The 25,033-nt window shown below is 44.1% G+C and carries 26 protein-coding genes and 1 pseudogene; 24 read left to right on the plus strand and 3 right to left on the minus strand.

What is annotated here, in order from left to right:
* Window positions 1–2: 2 nt before the first annotated feature.
* The 10 genes from neuB (at window position 3) to HP399_RS03505 (ending at window position 8,969) form a co-directional block, all read left to right on the plus strand.
* Window positions 3–1,076: an N-acetylneuraminate synthase gene (gene neuB / locus HP399_RS03460; RefSeq protein WP_173619653.1), complete on the plus strand. Its 1,074-nt coding sequence runs from the start codon at window positions 3–5 to the stop codon at window positions 1,074–1,076.
* Window positions 1,073–1,705 (plus strand): acetyltransferase, encoded by a 633-nt coding sequence (locus HP399_RS03465; protein WP_173619652.1) that lies wholly within the window; start codon window positions 1,073–1,075, stop codon window positions 1,703–1,705. The genes neuB and HP399_RS03465 overlap by 4 nt, the downstream gene beginning before the upstream one ends.
* A 2-nt stretch (window positions 1,706–1,707) precedes the next feature.
* Window positions 1,708–2,757, plus strand: a complete 1,050-nt coding sequence (locus HP399_RS03470; protein ID WP_173619651.1) for a nucleotidyltransferase family protein — start codon at window positions 1,708–1,710, stop codon at window positions 2,755–2,757.
* Window positions 2,754–3,458 (plus strand): acylneuraminate cytidylyltransferase family protein, encoded by a 705-nt coding sequence (locus HP399_RS03475; RefSeq protein WP_173619650.1) that lies wholly within the window; start codon window positions 2,754–2,756, stop codon window positions 3,456–3,458. The genes HP399_RS03470 and HP399_RS03475 overlap by 4 nt, the downstream gene beginning before the upstream one ends.
* Window positions 3,459–3,476: 18 nt before the next feature.
* Window positions 3,477–5,540, plus strand: coding sequence for a sulfatase-like hydrolase/transferase (locus tag HP399_RS03480; RefSeq protein WP_173619649.1), 2,064 nt, complete (start codon window positions 3,477–3,479; stop codon window positions 5,538–5,540).
* A gap of 19 nt (window positions 5,541–5,559) precedes the next feature.
* Window positions 5,560–6,246: a class I SAM-dependent methyltransferase gene (locus HP399_RS03485; protein ID WP_173619648.1), complete on the plus strand. Its 687-nt coding sequence runs from the start codon at window positions 5,560–5,562 to the stop codon at window positions 6,244–6,246.
* A gap of 100 nt (window positions 6,247–6,346) precedes the next feature.
* The gene (gene flaG / locus HP399_RS03490) at window positions 6,347–6,682 is read left to right on the plus strand and encodes a flagellar protein FlaG (protein ID WP_173619647.1); all 336 of its coding nucleotides are present in this window, start codon (window positions 6,347–6,349) and stop codon (window positions 6,680–6,682) included.
* Between the two features lie 12 nt (window positions 6,683–6,694).
* Window positions 6,695–8,206: a flagellar filament capping protein FliD gene (gene fliD / locus HP399_RS03495; RefSeq protein WP_173619646.1), complete on the plus strand. Its 1,512-nt coding sequence runs from the start codon at window positions 6,695–6,697 to the stop codon at window positions 8,204–8,206.
* 15 nt (window positions 8,207–8,221) lie between these two features.
* Complete coding sequence (fliS, locus tag HP399_RS03500) at window positions 8,222–8,599, plus strand: flagellar export chaperone FliS (protein WP_173619645.1); 378 nt, start codon at window positions 8,222–8,224, stop codon at window positions 8,597–8,599.
* Window positions 8,600–8,609: 10 nt separating this feature from the next.
* Window positions 8,610–8,969, plus strand: coding sequence for a flagellar protein FliT (locus HP399_RS03505; protein ID WP_173619644.1), 360 nt, complete (start codon window positions 8,610–8,612; stop codon window positions 8,967–8,969).
* A gap of 36 nt (window positions 8,970–9,005) precedes the next feature.
* Here the strand turns inward: HP399_RS03505 and HP399_RS03510 are convergent, their stop codons facing one another.
* Window positions 9,006–9,182, minus strand: a complete 177-nt coding sequence (locus HP399_RS03510) for a putative motility protein (RefSeq protein WP_173619643.1) — start codon at window positions 9,180–9,182, stop codon at window positions 9,006–9,008.
* Between the two features lie 157 nt (window positions 9,183–9,339).
* Here HP399_RS03510 and HP399_RS03515 point away from each other — a divergent pair, with 157 nt between their 5' ends.
* The 5 genes and pseudogenes from HP399_RS03515 to HP399_RS03535 form a co-directional block, all read left to right on the plus strand.
* Complete coding sequence (locus HP399_RS03515; protein WP_173619642.1) at window positions 9,340–10,149, plus strand: motility protein A; 810 nt, start codon at window positions 9,340–9,342, stop codon at window positions 10,147–10,149.
* Window positions 10,142–10,927, plus strand: coding sequence for an OmpA/MotB family protein (locus tag HP399_RS03520; protein ID WP_173619920.1), 786 nt, complete (start codon window positions 10,142–10,144; stop codon window positions 10,925–10,927). The genes HP399_RS03515 and HP399_RS03520 overlap by 8 nt, the downstream gene beginning before the upstream one ends.
* A gap of 289 nt (window positions 10,928–11,216) precedes the next feature.
* Window positions 11,217–12,008: a basic amino acid ABC transporter substrate-binding protein gene (locus tag HP399_RS03525; protein WP_048035008.1), complete on the plus strand. Its 792-nt coding sequence runs from the start codon at window positions 11,217–11,219 to the stop codon at window positions 12,006–12,008.
* Between the two features lie 87 nt (window positions 12,009–12,095).
* Entirely contained in the window at window positions 12,096–12,770 is a 675-nt protein-coding gene (locus HP399_RS03530) for an amino acid ABC transporter permease (RefSeq protein WP_007718198.1), read from the plus strand.
* Between the two features lie 18 nt (window positions 12,771–12,788).
* Window positions 12,789–12,863, plus strand: a pseudogene (locus HP399_RS03535) (cold shock domain-containing protein); the annotation flags it as partial.
* Window positions 12,864–12,929: 66 nt separating this feature from the next.
* Here HP399_RS03535 and HP399_RS03540 read toward each other — a convergent pair.
* Entirely contained in the window at window positions 12,930–13,982 is a 1,053-nt protein-coding gene (locus tag HP399_RS03540; protein ID WP_173619641.1) for an HD-GYP domain-containing protein, read from the minus strand.
* A gap of 209 nt (window positions 13,983–14,191) precedes the next feature.
* Here HP399_RS03540 and hpf point away from each other — a divergent pair, with 209 nt between their 5' ends.
* The 4 genes from hpf (at window position 14,192) to prfB (ending at window position 19,410) form a co-directional block, all read left to right on the plus strand.
* A complete protein-coding gene (hpf, locus tag HP399_RS03545) occupies window positions 14,192–14,755 on the plus strand; it encodes a ribosome hibernation-promoting factor, HPF/YfiA family (RefSeq protein WP_017252261.1) in 564 nt (187 codons plus the stop codon).
* 200 nt (window positions 14,756–14,955) lie between these two features.
* The gene (secA, locus tag HP399_RS03550; protein WP_173619640.1) at window positions 14,956–17,475 is read left to right on the plus strand and encodes a preprotein translocase subunit SecA; all 2,520 of its coding nucleotides are present in this window, start codon (window positions 14,956–14,958) and stop codon (window positions 17,473–17,475) included.
* Window positions 17,476–17,720: 245 nt separating this feature from the next.
* Window positions 17,721–18,182 carry a hypothetical protein gene (locus tag HP399_RS03555; protein WP_173619639.1) on the plus strand — a complete coding sequence of 154 codons (462 nt, stop codon included), beginning with the start codon at window positions 17,721–17,723 and terminating at the stop codon, window positions 18,180–18,182.
* A gap of 114 nt (window positions 18,183–18,296) precedes the next feature.
* Window positions 18,297–19,410 (plus strand): peptide chain release factor 2 gene (gene prfB, locus HP399_RS03560; RefSeq protein ID WP_173619638.1). Its coding sequence is split into 2 segments (ribosomal slippage): window positions 18,297–18,377 and window positions 18,379–19,410, totalling 1,113 coding nucleotides; the frame shifts between segments, so codons are not numbered across the junction.
* On the opposite strand, the gene HP399_RS03565 is transcribed toward prfB, so the two are convergent.
* Window positions 19,400–20,836 carry a PAS domain-containing sensor histidine kinase gene (locus HP399_RS03565; protein ID WP_173619637.1) on the minus strand — a complete coding sequence of 479 codons (1,437 nt, stop codon included), beginning with the start codon at window positions 20,834–20,836 and terminating at the stop codon, window positions 19,400–19,402. The genes prfB and HP399_RS03565 overlap by 11 nt on opposite strands.
* 143 nt (window positions 20,837–20,979) lie before the next feature.
* Between HP399_RS03565 and HP399_RS03570 the strand changes: the two genes are divergently transcribed.
* The 5 genes from HP399_RS03570 to HP399_RS03590 all read left to right on the plus strand — a co-directional run bounded on the left by HP399_RS03570 (window position 20,980) and on the right by HP399_RS03590 (window position 24,893).
* Complete coding sequence (locus HP399_RS03570) at window positions 20,980–21,249, plus strand: YciI family protein (RefSeq protein ID WP_173619636.1); 270 nt, start codon at window positions 20,980–20,982, stop codon at window positions 21,247–21,249.
* 76 nt (window positions 21,250–21,325) lie between these two features.
* Complete coding sequence (gene cccB, locus HP399_RS03575) at window positions 21,326–21,706, plus strand: cytochrome c551 (RefSeq protein WP_173619635.1); 381 nt, start codon at window positions 21,326–21,328, stop codon at window positions 21,704–21,706.
* Window positions 21,707–21,842: 136 nt separating this feature from the next.
* The gene (gene argC, locus HP399_RS03580) at window positions 21,843–22,883 is read left to right on the plus strand and encodes an N-acetyl-gamma-glutamyl-phosphate reductase (RefSeq protein WP_173619634.1); all 1,041 of its coding nucleotides are present in this window, start codon (window positions 21,843–21,845) and stop codon (window positions 22,881–22,883) included.
* Between the two features lie 13 nt (window positions 22,884–22,896).
* Window positions 22,897–23,694, plus strand: a complete 798-nt coding sequence (gene argB, locus HP399_RS03585; RefSeq protein ID WP_173619633.1) for an acetylglutamate kinase — start codon at window positions 22,897–22,899, stop codon at window positions 23,692–23,694.
* A gap of 17 nt (window positions 23,695–23,711) precedes the next feature.
* Window positions 23,712–24,893, plus strand: a complete 1,182-nt coding sequence (locus tag HP399_RS03590; protein ID WP_173619632.1) for an aspartate aminotransferase family protein — start codon at window positions 23,712–23,714, stop codon at window positions 24,891–24,893.
* The last annotated feature ends 140 nt before the right edge of the window (window positions 24,894–25,033 follow it).

Consider the following 25,033-nt stretch of genomic DNA (forward strand, 5'->3'; position numbering starts at 1 on the left):
AAATGAACGCATACATCATTGCAGAAGCAGGAGTTAATCACAATGGTTCGTTAGAGTTGGCAGTTGAGTTAGTTAATGTTGCTTCCGCTGCAGGTGCAGACGCAGTGAAATTCCAAACCTTTAGAGCAGAAAATTTGGTGAGCAAATCTGCAAGAAAGGCAGATTATCAAAGGATTAATACTGGTAATTCGGAATCCCAATTTGAGATGCTGAAAAAATTGGAATTGAGTCATCAAGAGCATCAAGTTTTAGTACAGCATTGTTTGGCAAAAAAAATACAGTTTCTTTCGACCCCGTTTGATCATGTAAGCTCTGAATTTCTAATTAAAGAACTTGATGTACCAGTTATCAAAATATCTTCGGGAGATTTGACAAACGCTCCCCTCCTACTTCATGTCGCTCAATCAGGAAAACCAATTATTCTTTCAACGGGCATGAGTACGCTTGGTGAAATTGAATCCGCTTTAAGTGTATTAGCCTATGGGTACACTAGTTCCGTTGCTCCTGGTTCCATTAGTGAGTTCGATCTGGCCTACTTCACTGAGCAGGGTCAACAAATGTTGCAAAAAAATGTTACGTTGCTCCATTGCACAACAGAATATCCAACTCCTTTTTGTGATGTGAATCTTAAGGCTATGGATACCCTGAAAAATGCTTTTCACCTTAGAGTAGGATTATCAGATCATACCAATGGCATTTCTGTTGCAATCGCTGCAGCAGCCAGAGGAGCAAGTGTAATTGAAAAGCATTTTACTCTAGATAAAGAATTTCCAGGTCCTGATCACAAGGCTTCGTTAAATCCAACAGAACTCTGTGCGTTGGTAAAGTCTATCCGCGAGGTGGAAGACGCATTAGGATCGGTAACTAAGATTCCTACGAGTTCGGAACGAAAAAACAAAGAAGTGGCCCAAAAAAGTCTTGTTGCAGCGCGAAATATAACAGCGGGAGAAATATTCACTGTTGAAAATTTAACCGTGAAACGTCCAGCAGGAGGAATATCTCCAATGCAATACTGGTCTTGGCTAGGAAAAAAAGCTGTCCGCTCTTATCAAGAGGACGAGATGATCAGAGAATGAAACTGCCAATTATCGTATTAGGTGGAGGAGGGCATTCGAAAGTGCTTATGAATACCCTCCTAATGACGAGCTTTGATGTTAAGGGATTTACAACGCCCGATTCAGAAGATCAAATGAAAATTATTTTTGGAGTAAAAAGATTGGGTACGGATGATATCATTCGAAGCTTTGACCCTACTCAATATAAATTGGTTAATGGAATTGGTTCAATAGGATCACCGGGTATTCGAAAAGAACTCTTCTATTCTTTTAAAAATAATGGATATCAGTTTGAAAATGTCATCCATCCGTCTGCGATTCTATCTAAAGATACGAGGCTACTAGAAGGGGTACAGGTAATGGCAGGTGTGATTATACAGCCAGGATGTATCGTCGGAGCTAACACGATTATTAATACAAGGGCTACGATTGAACACGATTGCCTTATAGGTGACAACGTTCATATATCTCCAGGGGCTATCATCTGTGGTGATGTAATTATAGGCGATAACGTACATGTCGGTGCAGGTGCTACGGTAATACAAGGTATACGTATCGGAAAGAACAGTATCATAGGTGCTGGTTCTGTAGTAACACGAAACGTTACAGAGGGTGTAAAAGTTGTTGGAGTTCCTGCAAAGGAGGTTTAGCCATGTTAAATTGGGAAAAAATATTAGTTGCTCCTTCCACAGAAATTTTAAGGGCGCTTGAAATCATAGACTCAGGAGCAAAACAAATCGGAATTGTTGTAGATGATAATCGACGACTTCTAGGGACAATTACAGATGGTGATATTCGTAGGGGGCTGTTAAAAGGTAAAACATTAAACGATCCAATTGAAAGTGTAATGAATCCATTCCCAATCGTGGCTTCTATTTATGATTCAAAAGAAAATATTCTGCAACTAATGAAATTTAAACAGTTACGGGCAATCCCCGTTCTTGACGAAGATGGCAGTGTCATTCAGGTTGAGACATTGGAAGAGTTAATGCAGCCGGAAAAGCGTGATAATATTGTCGTTTTAATGGCTGGAGGACTGGGTTCAAGGCTTAGACCTCTCACCGATGATTGTCCAAAGCCATTGTTAAAAGTGGGAGAACGGCCAGTTTTAGAAACGATCCTCATGAATTTTATTGAATATGGATTCTATCACTTTTATATTTCTGTAAATTATAAGGCGGAGATGATTCGAGATTATTTTGGGGATGGCTCTCGCTGGGGGGTTCAAATTTCATACATCGAAGAAAATAAGAGATTAGGTACAGCAGGGGCGCTAAGTTTACTTCCTCTTCGCCCAACTAAACCTTTTTTTGTCATTAACGGTGACCTCTTAACGAAAATTAATTTTGAACAACTATTAGATTTTCATAATTCTTATCAATCGATAGGAACCATGTGTGTCCGGGAATTTAGCCAGCAAGTTCCATATGGTGTTGCTCTATTGGATCGGCAAAAGCTTATAGGTATTGAGGAAAAACCAATTCAGAAGTACTTTGTTAACGCGGGAATTTATCTATTAGATCCTACCACTTTAAACTATATTCCAAATAATGAATTCTATGATATGCCTACGTTATTTGATTGCTTAATTAAACAAAAATTATATACAACTGCTTTTCCAATACGAGAATATTGGCTGGACATTGGCCGATTATCTGACTTTGAACGAGCCAATATGGAATTTGCGGAGGTATTTGGATGATAGACAATAAAACTGTGCTGGCGATTATTCCTGCGCGCGGTGGATCGAAAGGAGTTCCGCGGAAGAACATTCGTGAATTGGCTGGAAAGCCTCTAATTGCTTGGACTATTGAAGCTGCGAAGAAGTCTAAGCATATAGATCGCTTAGTTGTTTCGACAGATGATGAGGAAATAGCAGAAGTAGCAAGGAAGTGGGGATGTGAAGTTCCCTTTATTCGTCCATCTGCACTTGCTCAAGATGATACACCAGGTATTGACCCTATCCTCCACGCAATGGAGTTGTTGCCCGGCTTTGATTATATTGTATTGCTTCAACCTACGTCGCCGTTAAGGAATACAGATGATATCGATAGCTGTTTAGAGAAGTGTATAAATGAGAAGGCAAATGCGTGTGTATCCGTTACAGTGACTGACAAATCGCCATTCTGGATGTATCAACTATCAGAAGAGGCTATGTTAGAACCAGTAATTGACTCGAAACAGCCAGTTTTGAGGAGACAGGATGCTCCAGATGTATATGTATTAAACGGAGCAGTATATGTCGCATCGGCCAATTGGTTATACGGAACCCGATCTTTCTTGCAAAGTGAAACAATTGGTTTTGTAATGCCTAAAGAGCGCTCATACGATTTGGACACTCCTTTAGACTTTTTGATTATTGAAACAATATTGAAAAACGACATGCAAATTCAAAATAGCTAACGGAGAGGTGTCATCAACATGAAGCAAGAGATTAAAAGCTTAATCGGATACCTAAAAACACTAAATCGTAAAATCGAAGAATTATTACACCGTAGTCGCTTGGAAGAAGCCAAAGAAATGATAGATGAATATGCTAAATACCTAAGAGATGCTGATTATTATTCTTTTTTAGCGTCATATAAATTGCAAATAGGTGAATTTAACGATGCACTCCAAATATTAATAGAAGGTATTGGAAAGCATCCATTTCATTATGAAATGAATTATAACCTTGGAATTATTTATGAGACTAAAGAAGCGATAAAAAGCCTGAAGTATTATACGTATGCTTGTAAATATGCTAGGGGACAAGAAGAGAAAGACAAAGCACTAGATAATATTCAAAGAGTCTCAGGGATGCTCTTAACAAATTCTAAAACTAATAACGAACAGATACATAGTGAGATTAAGCGTTGCCGAGATATTTTAAACGAGAAGGATGGGAGGGCGTTCCCACTTGATCAAAATGGCAAAAGTTTAATAAGAAGCATTTTGCATGCAGGCACTGATGAAGAGTTATTGGTTAATATGTACAAATCTTTTAAAGTAACGGATGTTGATAATAGCACTGCGATGTATTTCAAGACAGAATTGTTCAAAGGAAAGAATAATCAAGGGGAGATAGATTTTAATCTAAAGAATCCTGCTATAGTTCCGATTTCCTTGATTGAACCATTTACAAAAGTCGATGTAACCGTCAACAATGAAAAATTCCAATTTGAAGAGGAACACTTTGTATACAACAGATACCACTATCTTAAATTGGACGAAGGGAACGTGAAGATTAAAACAAATAAAAATATCTTTGTGGGGAATCCCATTGAAGTTGCGGAGCAACCTAAACATCCAAAATTAGTACTAAAGATATTCATTGATGGATTAGCATTCAAGTTTTTAGAACAAAAAGGCATGGATCATCTCATGCCGAACACAAATAAATTCTTCAGGGATGGATTTATATCTACAAATTGCTATGCGACTAGCGAGTGGACTTTACCAAGTAAGGCTAGTATCAATACAGGCAAATATGCGACTAATCATAAGCTACTGCATCCAACATACAATTTTGCTTTCGAAAAATTCAATGAGCTGTTACCAGGTTATTTAAAGAAAGCGGGCTATTTTACAACTAAAATATGTACGAACTGGAGAACTACCCCTTCATTTGGATACTATAAGGGTTTTGACCGAATCGTGTATCAAAACTTTTGTGGGGGCATGGATTGTGGAGAAGTCATAGCGGAAGCGATAGAGCATTTGGCGGCTTTTGAGAAGCATAATAACTACGTGTCCATTTCACTTATGGATCTGCATAATGTACCTGATGAAATTGAAGATACGTTATATGGTCAAACGAATACAGATCTTAGGTATCGTATAGATACCAAGAATAAAGGAGAAACATCTGTCTTAACAAAATACGATGAAAATAAAATTATTAAATACTATCAAGAAATCAAAAGAGTCGATGTGTTTCTTGGTACGCTATTTGATTATATTAGTAATAAATATACAAATGATGAAATTTTAGTGGTATTGCACTCGGATCACGGACAAACATTTTTAGAGAATGAGAAAGAGCAAGAGAGTAACATCTTACATGACAGTCGCCGGAAAATACCATTGATGATAAAAGGAAACCATGTTCCCAATTTGATGTCGGATGAAATTATGGAGGCAGTAGATATTTTACCGATCATTCTGGAGCTATGTGGAATTGAAATTCCCAAGCATATAGACGGCAAGTTACCGACGTCTTTTGGAGGGGAATCCAAAAGACAGTTTGCTATTACCCAAGTGCTCCATCCAAATCAGTCCTACAAGGCAGCTATTTCCGACGATTTACATTTATTTTATTTCGAAACAAAAGATAACGTAGGGGACGACTTGTCCATTAATGTTGAGAATTTCACAGTGGTTCTCATTAATAAAGAGACCCAAAATGACGATACAATATTATACGCAGAAAAAGTAAATCAATATGAGCAAGTCGTATTTGAACTAATAAAAGATTTTATCAGATGGGATAAAGAAGCTAATTAGTAGGAGACGGGGAAAGCATATGCCGAACACAAAAAAGGTAGATTTGCTCAACGAAGAGGCAAATTTGGAATATTGGGATGAATATTATAAGAAGGCAGCGATGCAAGAAGAGTCAACTTTTTGTAAATATGTAAAAAAACAAATAGACAAAAATGCAATCGTATTGGACATTGGCTGTGGTTCTGGAAGAGATACATTTTCTTTTGCTAAAGATGGCTATGAAGCTGTTGGGATTGATAGGTCTAAAGAGGTAATTAAAATTAATAGAAATACAAAAGAAGAAAAGTTCTCCACTTCGAAACTGGATTTTCATGTAGTTGATCTCAGTGATGAGAGAACATTAAATGACATAATAGAATCGATAAGCCGTAAAGCTATCTCGGAAGATAAAAATCTCGTTGTATATCTTAGATTCCTATTACATTCGATAAATGAAACAACAGAGGAAATACTACTAAGAACTATATCGAAACATGTACCGAAAGGTTGTTATTTTGCTGCAGAATTTAGAACGATAGAAGATTATGGTCGGGACAAAGTATATGATGACCACTATCGAAGATTTATTGATGCTGAGGATCTCGTTAGTAATTTAGAAAGTAAGTATAATTTTTCTAAAATTGATTTCATTAAAGGAACCGGATTGTCAGTTTATAAAAATGAAGACCCATATCTTGCGAGAATTCTTATGAAAAAAAGTAAGTGATCATAAAGAAACATAAGTGAAGAAAACTGCGAGTGGTAAAGGGTTGATACGAAAAAACCGATAACTATCTTAGGAAAATATCTCCTAAGGAGGAAGGATCATGGATCTGAATTCAGTTCAAGGATTTATGAAACCAAAACCGTATAATGAGTTTACTCAAACGAATAGTCAACCTCAAGAGACGCTAGTATCCATACAGGAACAACGGAATAATAAACATGATTTTGAGAAGGAGATTGCAGGTATTAATAAGTGGCTGCAGTCAACAAGTTCTCATGTTAAGTTTACTCTTCATGAAGATCTTAACGAGTACTATGTACAAGTAATAAATGATCAGACAAATGAAGTCATACGTGAAATTCCTTCTAAGAAAGTAATGGATATGGTAGCGAAAATGCATGAAATGATCGGTCTGCTGGTGGACGAAAAAAGATAGGGGGCATGATGTATGGGAATCCGCTTAACAGGTATGGCTTCAGGGATGGACACTGAGAAAATGATTAAAGATTTGATGAAAGCACAACGACAACCAGTAAATCGGCTGGAAAAAAGTAAGATTTCAACCGAGTGGAAAAGAGACGCGTATCGTGAGATGAATACGCTTTTGGCTGATCTTCAAAAGACAGTCAATGACATACGTTATTCGGCTAATTTTAATAAAAAGGTTGCCTCTTCAGAAAATGATGCGATTGCTTCTGCAAAAGTAACGGGCACGCCAAAATTGTCATCATATTCTATTGAAGTACAAAAGTTAGCAAAGTCAGAAATGCCTGCTTCGATGCAGTTTGATATTGCAGCATCTATTACTAGTTCAAAACAACAGTTAGGTGCTTCCTTTGAATTTGCAATTGATGGTGACACAGCCAACACGATCAAAGTTGAAGCAACGGACACGATCGATAGTGTTATTGCCAAAATCAATGGCTCTGGTAAGGGCGTGGAAGCATTTCATATAGACAACAAACTTGTCATTAAATCTATCAATGGTAATAATCTCGGTGGAGATAACCAATTCGATATTAAAGTTCAAGGTGGCGGAGATGGTAGCGTTTTAGGTATGACGGCAGCGGCAACTTCTAATCCATCCTCTACTCGAGTAGCAGGTGAAGATGCAGTTGTCGTAATTAACGGTGTAAAGCAGACATCTAAATCCAACGTATTTAAGTATGATGGAGTGGAGTTTACTGTTAAGACTATCAATACGGGTAATCCACTAACAATCAACTCAAAAACTGATGAAGAGGCTGTTTTTAATTCTATTAAAGGGTTTGTAGAAAAGTACAATAATGTCATTGAGACAATTAATAAGAAAATAGCTGAGCCAAAGTACAAAGGATATCAGCCTTTACTGGATGAAGAGAAAGAAGCTCTCGGCGATAAAACAGCAGAGAAAATGGATAAAATGGCGAAGAGCGGAATTTTGATTCGCGATTCGTATTTAACTAACGCTCTGAATGAAATGCGTCGCTCGGTTAGCGCTCCTCTAACAGGTACAGGAGTAAATTCTGCATTTGATACGCTTTCTGAAATAGGTATCGGAGGTCCTCCAACAGGTAAGGCAGCTTATCAAGAAAATGGAAAGCTATATCTAAATGAAGAAAAGTTACGGAATGCGATTAACAGTAATGGCGCAGATGTTGTAAAACTTTTCACCAGTTTCAGTTCTAGTACAGATACTGGTACAAAGTACAACGAAAGCGGGATTGCAGAGAGACTTTATAGTAACTTGAGCAAAGCTATGTCAGATATTACTAAGCAAGCAGGAAGCGGAACTGTTGTAAATGACGACAGTTATCTCAGCAAAAAAATCGGTCAATTCGCAGATGACATCAATTCTTGGGAAGATCGTTTGAAAATAATTGAGAATCGCTATTATAAACAATTCGCTGCTATGGAAACAGCAATGTCCAAAGCCCAATCCCAGGGTTCATGGTTTGCACAAATGTTAGGGCAGAAATAACAGGGAGTGATGCAGATGTTACAAAATGCTGCACAAACATACCAGTCCAATCAGGTAACAACCGCTACTCCTGCTGATTTGACACTAATGCTGTACAATGGAGCACTTAAGTTCATTAAACAGGCAAAAGTAGCTTTAGAGGAAAAGGACGTAATAAAATCTCACGAGGCCTCATTGAAAGTTCAGAATATCCTTTATGAGCTCATATCCACTTTAAAAAGCGACTATGAGATCTCCAAGGAATTCGCCAAACTCTACGAATATATGCTTCAACGTACGATTGAGGCGAACATGCACAAAGACCTTAACATTCTATTAGAAGTAGAAGACCTGTTCATTCAATTTCGAGATACTTGGAAAGAAGCCATGCTTTTGGCGAAGAAACAAGGGTAAGGTATACAATATGGAAATGACAGTCGATGTTCTTCTAAATAGTCTGCTTGAAACAACATTACGCTTAGAGAAAGTAGTAAGTGTAAAGGATTCTGAACCGGATGAATGGATGGCTGTATTGGACGAAAGAGAAGAATTGATTTCTCAAATTCAGCATCAGGGTTTAGACAATGAATCGCTATCTGCCTTGCAAAAGCAACAGATGGAGCAAATTTACGTGATTAACCAACGCCTCATTCCCCTGATCGATGGAAGAATGCAAGGCGTCCAGCAACAACTAAACAACCTCCAACGCAGCAAGCTCGCAATGAATACGTACAACGAAGCAGGTCCAAACGGCTATGGTGCCTTTTTCGACCGCAAAAAGTAAAAACGGCCGGGGAACCGGCCGTTTTCTTTTCACAACTTATGCACGAATATCGATCGCTTTTCCAAGAGATGGATGACTTGCTTGAGCCGTTTGAATATTTTGCTGAGTCTTAGCAAAACCCTCCAACATGATGGAAGCTTGGGCTTGCGCAGTCTCCTGCACTTGCTTCGTCAAACTAATAGTAACAGCTTGCTTTAATTGTACGGCATTCACTGATGATCACCTCTTTGTTAGAATTACTTTCTTTATCATTATCGACATTTTCTATACCAAGCTTCACTATAACTATGACTCTATTCTCTCATCTTTTTTCCACCATCTGCTATACTTTAAGAACATCTTGTTGAAAAACTAGGAAGGTGAATCACTTTTGTCCACAAAACGCCGCTCACTCGTCTTAATCGGAGCCGTACTCCTCATCTTCATACACGCGGTCTACCTAAACGGAACTCTATCGGACCTCCTCAACGTAACCGCTATCGAGCTAGTCGCGCTCTCCGTAGTCATGTCCTATGCAGTCAAACGCAAGCATCTCGACCTGAAAAAAATCTGGCGCCTGCTCATCCACGGCCGGCAAAGCAACGTCGAAGAAACGATCAAGCGCTTCTACTATTACGCGCTCGTTCTGAAGGAACAGGGCTACATCGCGCTCGAAAAGGAGCTGCAACAAGAACCCGATTCGTTTGTCCAACGCGGCAGCTTACTGGCGATCGAGGGTGTTCCCGAAGAAGAACTGCGCCTGATCCTGGAGAACGAGCTCAAGGGCGAGCAGTATCGCTACCAACAGTCGGCAGGGTTCTTTCGCCTTATTAGCTTGTTGGCGCCGGGGATGGGGCTGGTTGGTACGCTTTTAGGGATGACGGGTGTACTGAAGTCGCTCTCCGACATGGCCTTGACCGGACACAGTCTGAGCGCAGCGGTCGTAGCGACGCTGTATGGCGCGCTCTTGGCGAACCTGTTCGCGCTGCCATGCTACTACCGTCTGATGGATCTGTACGACCGGGAAATGTTTGAAAAGCGTCTCTTCGTCGAAGGTTGCGTTGGCTTGCAGCGCATGGAGACGCCACGTTTGTTGTTTGAAAAGCTGAACTCATTCTTGCCAGGTGACCAGAAGCTGGTGCTGATTAAAGAAGCAGGCAGCATGAAGGGCACGATTGAAAGGCATGACCGCTATGCATGACGAACGGTTATACGACGAAAAAGAGCTAGAAAAAAGCTGGCTGCTGAGTTACAGTGACCTGATTACGCTGTTGTTCGTGATCGTGATTATTATCGCGGCGACGCAGACGAAGAGCATTCAGTCACAAAAGGAAGAGGTCCAAAAGGAAAAAGCGAGCTTGGAGCAGGTGCATGAGAGTCTCGACCTGCTCAACCTGCAAAAGCTGGAGCTGCAGCGAGAGGTCTACCAATTGGAGGCTCGCCAGAAGGAGCTCAAAGGCGAAAAAGAAGAAGAAGGCTCCGAAGACACCGTAAACGTGCCGAAGCCGCCAATGGGCATATCTGACTCGAGTGAGCGCGATATGGAGACGGTGCGCAACCAGCTATCCTCCGCTTTGGCTGAGCTGAATCTCGACTACGAGGAGACCGAAGAAGGCTTGCGTATCCGTTTGCCGGAAACGATCTTGTTTACGAGTGGTTCGGCAGACCTACAGGCCCAAGGGAAGCAAGTCGTCGGTACCGTAGCGGGGGTATTGAAGCGATTTGAGCACAAGGTGCGAATCGAGGGCTATACAGATGATGTGCCGATATCGCGCAGTTCCTACCAATCCAACTGGGAGCTATCCTCGGCGCGCGCGATCTCTGTCATGCGTGAAATGGTGGATGCCCACTCTTTACCAGCGTCTCGCTTTACAGTGGCAGGCTTGGGGGAATACAAACCGCTTGTGGACAATTCCAACGCGGAGAACCGTGCGAAGAATCGTCGGGTAGAGATCGTGATTTTGGGGGAAAAAGAATAATTCATTATTTTCAGATAAAAGCAGGATTTTTATATGCAGGATAGAACTATATCCCGTATATATGAATCCTGTTTTTTTGTTGCTAGATCCACTTATACTCCCATTTCGTTCCCCTTACTTTCGTACTAAAGTGGCAGAATATACAGGAAAAAGGTTATACCCAGCTTGTGCACAATGGTATGTGGATAATGTGGATAACTCTGTGGAGAACGCAAAAAATCCGTAATTTCCATGTGGACATTGCTGGGGACAAAATGGACAGATAGAGAGACACAAGGGGGATTTCGAAATGCGTATCGGGACAAATTGGTTCAAATCGCTTGCGTTGGTCGTCGGTGTGGGGGTACTCCTCGCAGGCTGTGGATCGGGTGGTCAGCAAACGTCTGGCAGTGGCGGTTCGGGTGACAAGGTGTACGTAGTCGGTACAGATGCGGCATATCCACCGTTCCAAATGCTTGAGGCTGACAAGATTAGTGGGCATGACATCGATGTGATGAACGCGATCGCGGAAGCTGGCGGATTCAAGATCGAGTGGAAAAACACCGGGTGGGACCCACTTTTTGATGGACTGGACAAAGGGACGGTTGATATTGGGATCTCGTCCATCACGATCACGGAGAAGCGCAAGGAGAAATACGATTTTTCGGACTCATACTTTGAAGCGAACCAACTCATTCTGGTAGCGGAAGATTCTCCAGTGACGAAGCTGGCAGATTTGAAAGGCAAGAAGATCGGGGTTCAAGCTGCGACCACGGGTGAAGAAGTGGTCAAAAAAGCGTTTGGAGATACGTACGAAGGCTTGAAAGGCTATGATGATATGCCATCCTCCGTCGATGACTTCTTTAATGGTCGCGTCGATGCAGTGATTGGCGACAATGGTGTTTTGTCATACTACGTGAATAAAGTAAAAGATAAGAAGTTTAAGCTGATTAAAGATGATTCCTTTGAAAAGGAATTTTACGGAATTATTGTGAAAAAGGGCAATGCCGATGCGATGAACAAAATCAACGACGGATTGAAAAAGATAAAAGAAAATGGAAAGCTGCAGGAAATTTACACCCAGTACTTTGGCAATAAGTAGGCAGCAAAATGGCCGGGTGCGTCCCTATGACGTAGCCGGCGTTTGTTCGCAACTTGGCTTGCTGACATGAGAAGGGAGGATTAGCCATTGGACTGGAGTGTCATCTACGACTACCGAGAACTGTTTATCCGAGGCATTATTAATACGATTTTACTAACGGCAGTGGCTACGGTTTGCGGAACATTTTTGGGGTTGTTCATCAGCTTGGGCAAAATGTCCTCCAAACGAATCGTGCGGTGGACCTGTTCGATTTATGTAGAGCTGTTTCGGGGAACCCCGATGTTGGTCCAAATTTTGCTGATTCATTTCGCGGTGATTCCGTCGATTTGGGGGATTCTGTATCCGGGAGCGAGCAGCCCGGAAGCGATTTATTCAGGTTTTGTCGCGCTTTCGCTCAATGCGGCTGCCTATATGGCGGAAATCTTTCGGGCTGGCATCCAATCCATTGATCCGGGACAAATGGAAGCGGCACGATCACTTGGCATGAACAAGGGCCTTGCTATGCGTCAAATTATACTTCCGCAAGCGTTTACACGTATGCTGCCTGCGATCGGAAATGAGTTTATTGCTCTCTTAAAAGATTCGTCCCTTCTAGCAGTAATCGCGACACCGGAATTAAACTACGCAGCCATGAACGTGGCGAAAAGTACATTTGAGCGCTATCCCCCGTATTTAACAGAAGCGGCGGTTTACTTGGTACTTACGTTGTTCTTGTCCCGTGTAGTCGTGAGAGGACTTGAGAAAAAATATTCCACACGGTAATGAGCGAGCGTGTAGAATGAGGGGCAGGCTGTAGAATTCGACGTTGTGGAGTGGGACCGCGGTCCACAAGCGGCGAACGTCGTGAAGTTATAATCGAAACAAATAGCAAAATCCCCCTGGTTCCTTGATCGGACAGGGGGATTCGTTCTTTCAACGTGTTTAACTGATCATTCTTTGAATGCGTAGGGAACGCTGCAGTCTCAGGTCTATAAAATCATTACCTCTACGAACGAGAGGGCGCATTGGCTCATCAGTATGAATCATAATGATTTCGACTTGGTCGCCATTGCTCAAAAGCGCATGGGAACCGATGTAAAGTAAGATAATGTAATGGATAAAACGAGATACAATCATCGGATTTAATTGGCCTGAACAAGCTAACTCCCACAGCACATTCGCTGCTTCAAAGGGAGAGGTTCCCTTCCGATACACGCGATCTGTGCATATCGCATCAAATACGTCTGCGACACTGATGATTTGGCATTCAAAAGGGATGCCATCTTTTTTTCGTCCGAGGGGATATCCACTTCCATCCCAACGTTCGTGGTGCATTAGAGCGCATTGTGCTAGCAAGTTGTCGGCATCGTCCATGGTGCGCAAGAGCTCGTAGCCGTATACGGTATGCTTTTTCATAATCGTATACTCTTCGTCTGTCAAACGCTCTGGCTTGGACAGCAGCTCATCGGGAATTTTCATCTTGCCGATGTCATGGAGAAGACCTGCAAGGCCTAAAAAATGAACATCACGTTGAGGCAGTCCAATGATTTTTCCGATTAAAGCTGCCACGATACCTACATGCAGGGAGTGGCGATACGTATAACTTTCTGTTCCTTCATTCAAATAAATGAAGCGCAGAAATCTCATGTGATGAAGAACTTGATCGAGCATAGGATGAACAGCGTCGCTAAATTGTTGCAGTTGGGGGGTATCCCCATTTGCGAGCTGGTTAAATAAATACTCGGTTTTTTGTACGGCCACCATATAGGCCTTTGCAGCCTCTGCCTCACTCCAATGAAGGAGAGGAAAAGGCATTTCGGGTGCTTCCGAGTCAGTAGTAACGTGTACGGCTTCCACCTGGTGAGCCTCTAGCAGTCGTATATCACTTAGATGAAGGATTGCACCAGCGGGTAGTAAAAGCAGACCGTACTCATTGTAGACGTCTTGAGCGAGTGTTGTTCCGATAAGTGAATGGGAAGGTTTTACCTCGGCCATGAGGATTCCTCCAGTGCGATGTACGACCGCGATATAGGATTGGATGACTACCTGTCCTATTATAGCATAGGGAATCTAGTAAGTATTGGTAAAATAATGTCGGATATTGATGGTTTGTAAAAGATTTGCAAAGATTTTTTTAATCTGAGTGGAAGGATTATTTACAGAAGTGGCGAATACGTATGTATAGACGGAAGGAGGTTGGAACCATGAAATTTAACATTCGTGGAGAAAACATTCAAGTCACCGCTGCGCTTAGAGAATATGTCGAAAAGAAAGTCGGCCGTCTGGAAAAATATTTTGAAACTCCACAGCCTACAGAAGTACAAGTCACCATGCATGTACATCGCGGAGAGGGCACGATCGAGGTAACTATCCCACTGAGTGGGGTCATTATCCGAGCGGAGGAAACGCACGAAGATATGTATGCTGCTATCGATCTGGTAGTAGAAAAGCTGGAACGTCAGATTCGCAAACACAAAACGAAGCTGATGCGGAAGCTTCGGGTTGATTCGACAGGAAGAATCGCACAGCGTGAGAGTCAGCCAGTAGCAGTCATGATCCCGGATGTGGATGAGGATGATATGGACATAGACATCGATATCGTTCGAACCAAACGCTTCGATCTGAAGCCGATGGATGCACAGGAAGCGGTCATGCAAATGGATATGCTGGGACACAGCTTCTTCGTTTTCCAAAACAGTGACACCAATGACGTCAGTGTGGTGTATCGCCGCAATGATGGGCGTTACGGATTGATTGAACCAAAATAACGAAACTTTACACATTCTCATTCGTATAAGACTAGGGAGTTGCTATTGGCAACTCCCTTTACTTGTGTAGAGGATGCTCTATTTGATAAAATATCTTTTTAGAAAGTATTATTTTCGTAGAATCGGTATCCTTATTTTATTATCTGGACTCATGCTGGCTTGTGCATTTTTGTTTGGCAGCATATGGAAGGGGTGTCCTCATGTTAGGACTCGTTAAAAAGATATTCGGCGATAGCAATGAACGTGAAGTAAAGAAAATGTTTAAGCGTGTAGAAAGTATCAACGCGCTGGAACCAACGATTAAGGCACTCTCGGATGACCAATTACAGGAGAAGACAGCTGAGTTTAAGGCTCGCTTGGCAAATGGAGAAGAACTGGACAAAATTTTGAATGAAGCGTTTGCGGTTGTACGTGAAGCATCGATCCGTGTACTGGGCATGCGTCACTTTGACGTCCAGATGATTGGTGGTATGGTGCTTCAGGAAGGCCGTATCTCCGAGATGAAGACGGGTGAAGGTAAAACGCTGGTTGCGACGCTGGCGACATACCTGAATGCTTTGATGGGCAAAGGCGTCCACGTCGTTACCGTGAACGAATACTTGGCTGAGCGTGACTCGACCATCATGGGTAGGCTGTATAACTTCCTCGGACTGACAGTCGGTTTGAACAAGAATGGACTGAGCCCTGAAGAAAAACGCGAAGCATACGCGTGTGACATTACGTATGGTACGAACAACGAATTTGGTTTCGATTATCTGCGTGACAATATGGTTCTGTACAAGGAACAAATGGTGCAACGTCCGCTCTTCTTCGCTATCATCGACGAGGTGGACAGCATTTTGATTGACGAAGCACGTACGCCGTTGATCATCTCCGGTTCTGCTAACAAATCGACAGAGCTGTACTACATCTGCTCGCATTTTGTGAAACGCCTGGAAGAAGAAAAAGATTTTACAATCGATGAGAAGCTGAAAATCGTCAACCTCTCAGATGAAGGTGTAACCAAAGTCGAACAGGCATTCAACATCGACAACCTGTACGATACGGCACATATCACGTTGAACCACCACATTACGGCGGCGTTGAAAGCACAAGTGCTATTCAAGCGCGATGTCGATTATGTGGTGCAGGAAGGCGAAGTTGTGATCGTTGACGAGTTCACCGGCCGTCTGATGGTTGGACGTCGTTACAGCGATGGCTTGCATCAAGCGATTGAAGCCAAAGAAGGTCTGCGTGTCCAAAGCGAGAGCATGACACTGGCGACCATTACCTTGCAAAACTACTTCCGTATGTACGAGAAGCTGGCGGGTATGACAGGTACAGCGAAGACGGAAGAAGAAGAATTCAAAAAGATTTACGGTCTCGACGTTGTGGTTATTCCAACGAATAAGCCAGTACAGCGTGTCGATTCACCTGACCTTGTTTTCAAAACAGAGGCAGCCAAATATCGTGCGGTTGTAAACGACATTGTCGAGCGTCACAAAAAGGGCCAACCGATCTTGGTAGGTACCATCTCCATCGAAAACTCGGAGCGCTTGTCCCAAATGCTGAAGCAAAAAGGCGTACCGCATAACGTATTAAACGCGAAGCAACATGAGCGCGAGGCGGAAATCGTTGCACGTGCAGGTGTGTACGGAGCGGTTACTATTGCGACAAACATGGCGGGTCGTGGTACGGACATTCAGCTTGGCGAAGGTGTTGCGGATGTAGGCGGTCTTCATATTATCGGTACAGAACGCCACGAGAGCCGTCGGATTGACAATCAGCTGCGCGGTCGTGCCGGTCGTCAGGGGGACCCGGGTTCATCCCAGTTCTTCCTCTCGATGCAAGATGAGCTGATGCGTCGTTTCGGTGCGGACAATATCATGAATATGATGGATCGCCTGGGTATGGAAGAGGATATGCCGATCGAGAGCCGCTTGGTTACTCGTGCGGTAGAATCCGCGCAGAAGCGTGTAGAGGGATCCAACTTCGATGCACGTAAAGGCGTTCTCCAGTACGACGACGTGATGAATCAGCAGCGTCTGGTTGTTTACAAACAGCGTAAAGACATCCTGGAACAGGAAAATCTCAGCGATGTTGCTTTAAATATGATCTACGCAGTGATGGAGCGTGCAGTGTCTCTGCATTGTCCAAAAGAAGAGGTACCAGAGGATTGGGATCTACAAGCAATGGCCGATGCTGCCAATAATGGGTTCCTCCATGAAGAAACGATTACGGCTAAAATGCTGAAAGGCATGGAAGCAGAAGAAATTCTCGAGCTGTTGAAAGCAGAAGTCGATAAGCAGTACAAACAGCGTGAAGAAGAAATCGGCGAATCGATTCGCGAGTTTGAAAAAGTCGTCATTCTGCGTGCTGTCGACAGCAAGTGGATGGATCACATCGATGCAATGGATCAATTGCGTCAAGGGATTCACCTGCGCGCCTACGCACAAAACGACCCGCTTCGTGAGTACCAGTTCGAAGGATACGAAATGTATCAAGGTATGCTGGCTGCAGTTCAGGAAGAAGTTGCTATGTATATCATGAAGGCAGAAGTCAGCCAAAACCTGGAACGTCAGGATGTTATTCGCGGTCAAGGAATCGACCCGGACAACTTGCAAACTTCCGGACCATCTGATCGTCCAGATCCGGAGACCTCCGGTGATGCTGATCCGAAAAACCGTGCACAGCGTCGCGCTCAGGAGCAGGGACGCAAACGTCAAAATAAGAAACACTAAGCAAGGACAGAACATTCTTCTCGTATCGGCAAATTCGGTACGAGGGGGATGTTTTTTTCTTGCCCATTCCTAATGCCTTGACAGTATTCGTCCTCATCTATTCTTCCTCGTCTGATATTAACGATCAATTTGTCTAACACTGGTAAATGTGATCGAACGATTCAAGTGGTAATTATCTGAAAAATAAATAGAATCGTAAGTACAACACTTTTACCAAAAATTCACGAAGACGGGGGAATGAACAAATGAGAACGTCAGTGAACGTGATGGGGATACAAACGAAGAATATAATGGAGCGCATTTCCGTTACTTTAAAAGCAGTGTTAAAGACAGGAAAAGAAAATAAAAAAATACAGCTGATTGAAAAGGAGGAGGGAATCGAATTACCGAGAGTCATCTCAGCGCAAGACCCGGTCTTTGAGGACAAGCGACTGATAGAGGAAATTCCGGAGCCAAATTGGAATGAGGCCTTGATTGCACCGCCGAATGGAATGGTGGATCGAACACGTGAAAGTCCGCTAGCCAAAAAATATCGAAAAACACACAACTGGAAGCGACAAGCCTTCATCAAGCAAGCTTACCAGCTGAAAGCAAGCGAAGCTCGGCGTACCCATCTCTATCTGGTTACCGCACCACAGGCGGATAATAAACAACCACATGAAATCCGAGACCTGAGATCCTCGCCATCACCACCGGTGGCAACGTGACAAAGTGTAGCGGCGAAGTCCCTTTTCTAAACGTGACAAGCTGCCGTATTTGCGCATCTGGCAAATTACGTTACAATAAAACATAGCTTACGTAAAGAGAAGGTGATTCGCAACATGGCATTAATCGATATTGCGGACATCAAACAAGAGATGTCTAGCATGGCTAAGCGTTTAGCGGATATTAGGGGGTCTCTTTGACCTCCCAGTAAAGCAGGAACGAATTGGTGAACTGGAAGAGCGCATGTTGGCACCCGATTTTTGGGATGACAATGATGCAGCGCAGAAGACAATCAGTGAACTGAATGCAATCAAAAGCCTCGTAGAGACGATGACCAAGCTGGATTCTCAGTATGAGGATCTCCAGGTAATGCTGGAGCTCGTCATCGAAGAAGGGGATTCATCCCTCATTCAAGATCTGTATGACAGTACGCAGGAGCTGCGGAAGTCATTTGAGAGCTTTGAGCTGGAATTGCTTTTGAGTGATGAATACGACAAAAACAACGCCATTCTGGAGCTACATCCGGGAGCGGGTGGTACAGAGTCCCAGGATTGGGCGTCCATGCTTCTACGTATGTATACACGTTGGGGGGATGCCAAGGGCTTCAAGGTTGAAACATTGGACTATTTGCCTGGCGATGAAGCCGGTGTAAAAAGTGTCACTCTCCTCATTAAGGGCTACAATGCGTATGGCTACCTCAAATCAGAAAAAGGGGTTCATCGTCTTGTGCGGATATCTCCGTTTGATGCCTCTGGACGTCGTCACACATCGTTTGTGTCTTGCAACGTCCTGCCGGAGATCGAAGACGATAATGCGGTAGACATACGTACAGAAGACCTGAAAGTCGATACGTATCGTTCCAGTGGTGCGGGTGGTCAGCATATCAACACGACTGACTCCGCTGTACGGATTACTCACTTGCCTTCTGGAATTGTGGTGACGTGTCAAACAGAACGCTCCCAGATTAAAAACCGGGAGCGTGCGATGAAGATGCTGACGGCACGACTGTTTGAGAAAAAACGGGAAGAACAAGAGAAAACGTTGGCCGCGATTCAAGGTGAACAAAAAGATATTGCATGGGGCAGCCAAATTCGTTCCTATGTCTTCCACCCATACAGTCTGGTAAAAGACCACCGGACGAATATGGAGGTAGGAAACGTTCAAGCAGTCATGGATGGTGATATTGATTCGTTTATCGATGCCTATCTGCGCGCGCAGATTAATCGTTAAACGAAACAGAAGGCTTCAAGGCTTTTGGTATGGAAATCGATACGGTGGTTCCTTTGCCGACATCGCTGGCGATGTTGATTGTACCGCCGTGATCGCGAATAATTTTTGTGCTTACCATTAACCCCAAGCCAGTTCCTGTTTCTTTTGTACTATAAAAAAGCTCTCCTAATCGGGGAAGTAGCTCAGCAGGGATGCCTTGTCCTTGATCGCTGATTCGGATGATAACATCGGAAGAGCGCTCTACAACCTTGATTGTGAGATTTCCACCTAACGGCATGGCTTCCATGCCGTTTTTTATGATGTTTATGAAGACTTGCTTGATTTGATATTCCTCACACAAGATGAGGGACGTGACTTGCGGAAAATCAGTAAGAATGGATACATTTTTAAGAAGTGCTTGTGGTTCCAAAAGCTTAATGACAGACAAAAGCAATGGCAAAAGGCCATTGGGAGCAAATCGCAACGCTTGCGGCTTCGCCATTATCAAGAGCTCACTGGTAATCGAAGTGATCCGGTCGATTTCGGATCGCATAATTTGCAAGTATTGCTGATTGGCGAACTCGTCGCCTTCCATGAGTTGAATAAACCCTTTCAAGGCCGTAAGTGGATTGCGAATTTCATGGGCGATTCCCGCGGCAAGCTCTCCTAGAACCGACAGCTTGTCAGAGTAACGAAGCAAATCCTCTGATTGCCGACGTTCTGTAATATCACGTGCCACAAAAACCGTGCTGAGAATATGACCGTACGAACAAATGTCAGGTGTTCCTTTCACATCGAATAGCAACATTCTTCCGTCTGGGTGCAGATAATGGTACTCGGCGTCGAGTGTGATCTTCTGCTTCATCATTTGAGCAAAATCGCTCTTTGCGTTGGTTACTTGGTCAGGATGAATTAAGATCGAAAAATGCTGATTGATCACTTGATCAATCGTGAGACCAGTAACCGCCTGAACAGAAGGGGAAGCGTAGGTAATAATTCCATCCACATTTACAATAAAAATCAAATCCATAATGTTTTCAGATATTAACCGAAAGTTCTCTTGCATCTGGTGAAGAGCCTCTTCCACTTTCTTTTGCTGCGTGATGTTTTTCGCAATGGAATAGCGACTAATAATTTCGCCGTTTTGAAAAATGGGAAAGCTGGAAGCGATAATATCTACAACCTGCCCGTTTTTATGGCGCAACTGATAATGCTTATTTTTTCGGATTCTTGCAGAGAGGATTTGTTGTTGTTCCTTACTGTCGAGACCTTCTGTAGAAGCGAGAATTTCCCAAATTTGCATGTGCAGCAATTCTTGAGAGGTGTATCCTACCAATGCTTCACCAGCAGCGTTTACTCCTGTGAATCTGCCCTGCATGTCGAACATGAAAACAGCGTCAGGATTGTTGTGGAAGAGAGATGTATATAACTGTATCTGCGTGCCCATACCTATCCGCCTCTCTGTTGCTACTTGCTACCTTTGAATCGTTCGCTGTAGAAAGGAAAAATCCTACCGGACAAAAGTCCGTATTCTTAATTATGTTATACTTCATGAAAGAACAAGGTCATGAAAAAGGAGAGGAACCGTCCATGTTGTATGCTGCATTTTTGCCAATCGTGAATCAAGAGTTGAATGCTCAAGTAAGACCTGCGCATCTAACGTATATCAATGAATTGTACAAGCAGGGGAAAGTGTTCATGGCAGGACCCTTCACAGATAAGCTTGGCGGATTGGTTATTTACAAAGCGGATTCTCTAGAAGAAGCTCGCAAATTGGCTGAGGCTGATCCAGTTGTCGTGGAAGGCGCACGGACGTTGGAGTTGCGTGAATGGAGCCCGTTAGAGTTTCCTTTGTCCTAAATGGCTGTAGCAAGAATGAGAAGTGGTAGTCGGAGGCATACTTAGCGAAGAAATCCGAAAAAAGGAGGGAACAGCCTTGAAACGTATTCCACTCGTTTTGACAGCGGCTGTACTCGCATTCTCGCTAAGTGCCTGTGGTGGCGGAAATCAGCAAACACAGCCGCCAGCCAATCAACCGGCAACAGAGGCTCCGGCTACAGAAACTCCGCCAGCCACGACACCATCTGGCAGCTATGATGCAGCAACTGCAGAAACCATGTACAAAAATACCTGTTCAGGCTGCCACGGCCAGACGTTGGAAGGGGCAGTTGGACCGAACTTGCAAAAGATCGGCGGTCAGTTGAACAAGGACGAGATCATGGGCATTTTGGAAAAAGGAAAAGGATCAATGCCTCCGGGTCTCGTCAAAGGAAAAGATGCAGAAAACATCGCTGCATGGTTAGCGGACAAAAAGTAAACAGGGCAACAAACCAGCGCTCGAGCATTCGGGCGCTTTTTTCTTTGGACCTAAAAAAGTTTTTCTGTTGTATTCTATATGGATTTTTATTATTATTCATGTATAAAAATACAGGACTGAATAAAGGGGAGAGAGTATGGTTCGGGTCGGGATTGTTGGAGCAACGGGGTATGGTGGCGCGGAGTTGATCCGTCTTTTGGCTGGGCATCCGCATGTTGAGATTGCCAATTTATATTCAAGTTCATCAGAAGGAGAAAGCTTAGAAAAATCGTTTCCACATGCAGCTGGGCTCGGATTGCCCACATTGTCACCGATTGATGCAGACAGCATGAGCGGTGTGAACGATTTGATCTTCCTCGCTACGCCTGCGGGAGTAAGTAGCGGGCTGTCTCCAAAGCTGGTCGAAAAAGGCGTAAAGGTCATTGATTTATCTGGGGATTTTCGTCTAGAAAACGGTGCGGTCTACCAAACGTGGTACAAACATGAGCCGGCCCCTTCCCAATGGGTAGAAACAGCGGTTTATGGTTTAAGCGAGTGGAATCAAGAGCAAGTGGCAGGTGCCAGTCTCATAGCAAATCCAGGCTGCTATCCAACTGCTACGCTCCTTGCCCTGCTTCCGCTGGTGAAGACAGGCTGGGTGCAGCCTAACAGCTGGATCGTCGATGCCAAATCAGGTGTGTCCGGTGCTGGACGTGGAGTATCGCTCGGTGTTCATTACAGCGAGATTAATGAGAGCATTCATGCATATAAAGTTGCGAATCATCAGCATACACCAGAGATTGAACAGGAGCTGCAAAAACAAAGCGGGGAAGAGACGCTTGTTCAATTTACGCCACATCTGGTACCGATGACCCGAGGGATTTTAGTCACGGCTTACGGACAACTAACCACTGATGTCACACAAGCACAAATCCAGGAGCTATACGAAGCTACTTATGCGGATAAGCCTTTTGTGCGTGTACGTCCTGCAGGCAGTCATCCACATACGAAAGAAGTTTATGGTTCCAATTACTGCGATATCGCTATTCATGTTGATCAGCGCACGAAGCGTGTTATTTTGCTGTCAGTAATCGATAACATGATGAAGGGCGCAGCTGGTCAAGCTGTGCAAAACATGAATGCCATGTTTGATTTGCCTGAGAAAACGGGCTTGCCGCTTGTACCCGTGTACCCGTAGAGGAGGAGAGCAGATGCAAGGAATTGTCGTGATCAAATGTGGCGGTAGCACCATGGATCAGCTACCTGACTCCTTCTTTCAGGCGATTGCCGGACTGCAGGCGCAAGGACAAGAGATCGTCATCGTCCATGGGGGCGGACCAGCCATTAACAGTCTGCTCGATCGAGTTCAGATCACTCCGCAATTTGTCGATGGGCTTCGTGTTACCTGCGAGGACACGCTGCGTGTTGTAGAGATGGTCTTGTGCGGTAGTATCAATAAGACACTGGTAAAAAGGCTGACGCAGGCAGGAGCCAAGGCATGGGGAGTTAGTGGCATCGATGGTCAGACTCTTTTGGCAACAAAAACTTCAAAGCCACTCGGATGGGTAGGGGAAATCAAGAAGGCTGATACGACCATTCCGAAAGCGATTCTTGGGCAGGGCTATGTCCCGGTGATTGCTCCCCTTTCCGTTAGTAAAGATGGCACAGAGACATTTAATGTCAATGCTGATGTAGCCGCAGGAGCGATTGCAGCAGCACTTAGCGCCGAAAAACTGATCATGGTGACTGACGTTCCGGGCATCATGCAACCTCAGCCAGACGGAACCAAGGTAGTAGTGCCAGCCACAAGTGCAGAAGAGATTCAGAGAATGATTCGGGCAGAGATTATTACTGGTGGAATGATTCCGAAGGTTCAGGCAGCTCTCGACGCTCTCGGACAGGGTGTGGAGCAGGTTGTCATCTGCCGGGGAACCGCTGAAGATCTGCTCGGTGTTTGTGCGGGGCAGGCAGTTGGGACAACCGTTCGTATGAATGTTAATTACGCTTAGGTGGGAGGGAAATGAATATGCATACAACAACAACGCCTGTGCATCTCATGAATAACTATGCGAGATGGCCAATCAGTTTGGTAAAAGGACAAGGAAACCAGGTGTGGGATGATCAAGGCAAGCAATATCTCGATTTTACCTCAGGAATTGCCGTGACCTCGTTAGGGCATGTCCCGCCAAAAGTAACGGCAAAGCTGCACGAACAGCTCGATACGTTGTGGCATTGCTCGAATCTGGTGCATGTTCCTCAGCAAGAGATTTTGGCGGAAAAGCTGAGCCGTCTGTCTGGACTGGATCAAGCTTTTTTCTGCAACAGTGGGGCGGAGGCGAATGAAGGGTTGATCAAGCTCGCCCGCCGCTATGCACAAAAAGTAAAAGGGACTGACCGTTACGAAATCATCAGCTTTGAACAGTCTTTTCATGGACGGACATTGGCTACCCTGACGGCTACTGGACAGGAAAAGGTGAAGGACGGATTCGCACCATTGCCGCAAGGATTTGTCACCGTTCCTTACAACGACCTTGATGCAGTCAAGTCAGCAATTACAGACAAGACATGCGCGATCATGCTGGAGCTGGTTCAGGGTGAAGGCGGCGTACATCCGGCAGAAGAGGCGTGGGTGAAGGCGCTGCGTGAATTGTGCGATGCGCACGGATTACTCCTGTTAATCGATGAGATACAGACTGGGGTTGGTCGCACGGGTACATGGTTTGCCTTCCAGCAGTATGACGTGAAGCCAGATGCGATTTCATTGGCAAAAGGCTTGGGAAGTGGGTTCCCGATTGGTGCGGTTGTCTCGACTAAGGAAGTAGCAGAAGCGTTTGCTCCGGGTACGCATGGTACTACTTTTGGCGGGAATCCATTGGCAGCAACTGCTGGAATCGCGACACTTGCGACGATGGAAGAGGAGCAGATTTTGGAGCGGGTAGCCCATATCCATGACGTATTGATCAAAGAGCTGGAGAAGCTCAAGGCAGAGCATCCAGACAAAGTGGTTACGGTTCGGGGAAAAGGATTGCTTCTCGGTGTGGAGCTAACGATTCCCGCTGGTGAGCTGGTTGCGTATGCACGGGAAAAAGGAGTCATTCTGCTGATGGCTGGTCCACAAGTAGTGAGACTCTTGCCTTCGTTTGTAACGACCGATGATGAAGTAAAGCAGGCCGTTGCTGTATTAAGCGAGGCGCTATCTCAGGTTTAGGTGAAAAAACAAAGAATGCAACGAGTGAAAGTGGTCAAAAAACTCGTTGCATTTTTATAATCCCAAATGTATATTAATACAAAAGGTTGCATAAATTTTCGATAAGAGCGATCAGTCCGGTGCCCATTGGAGAGGAGTGG

This window comes from Brevibacillus sp. DP1.3A, from assembly GCF_013284245.2.
GTDB lineage: Bacteria > Bacillota > Bacilli > Brevibacillales > Brevibacillaceae > Brevibacillus.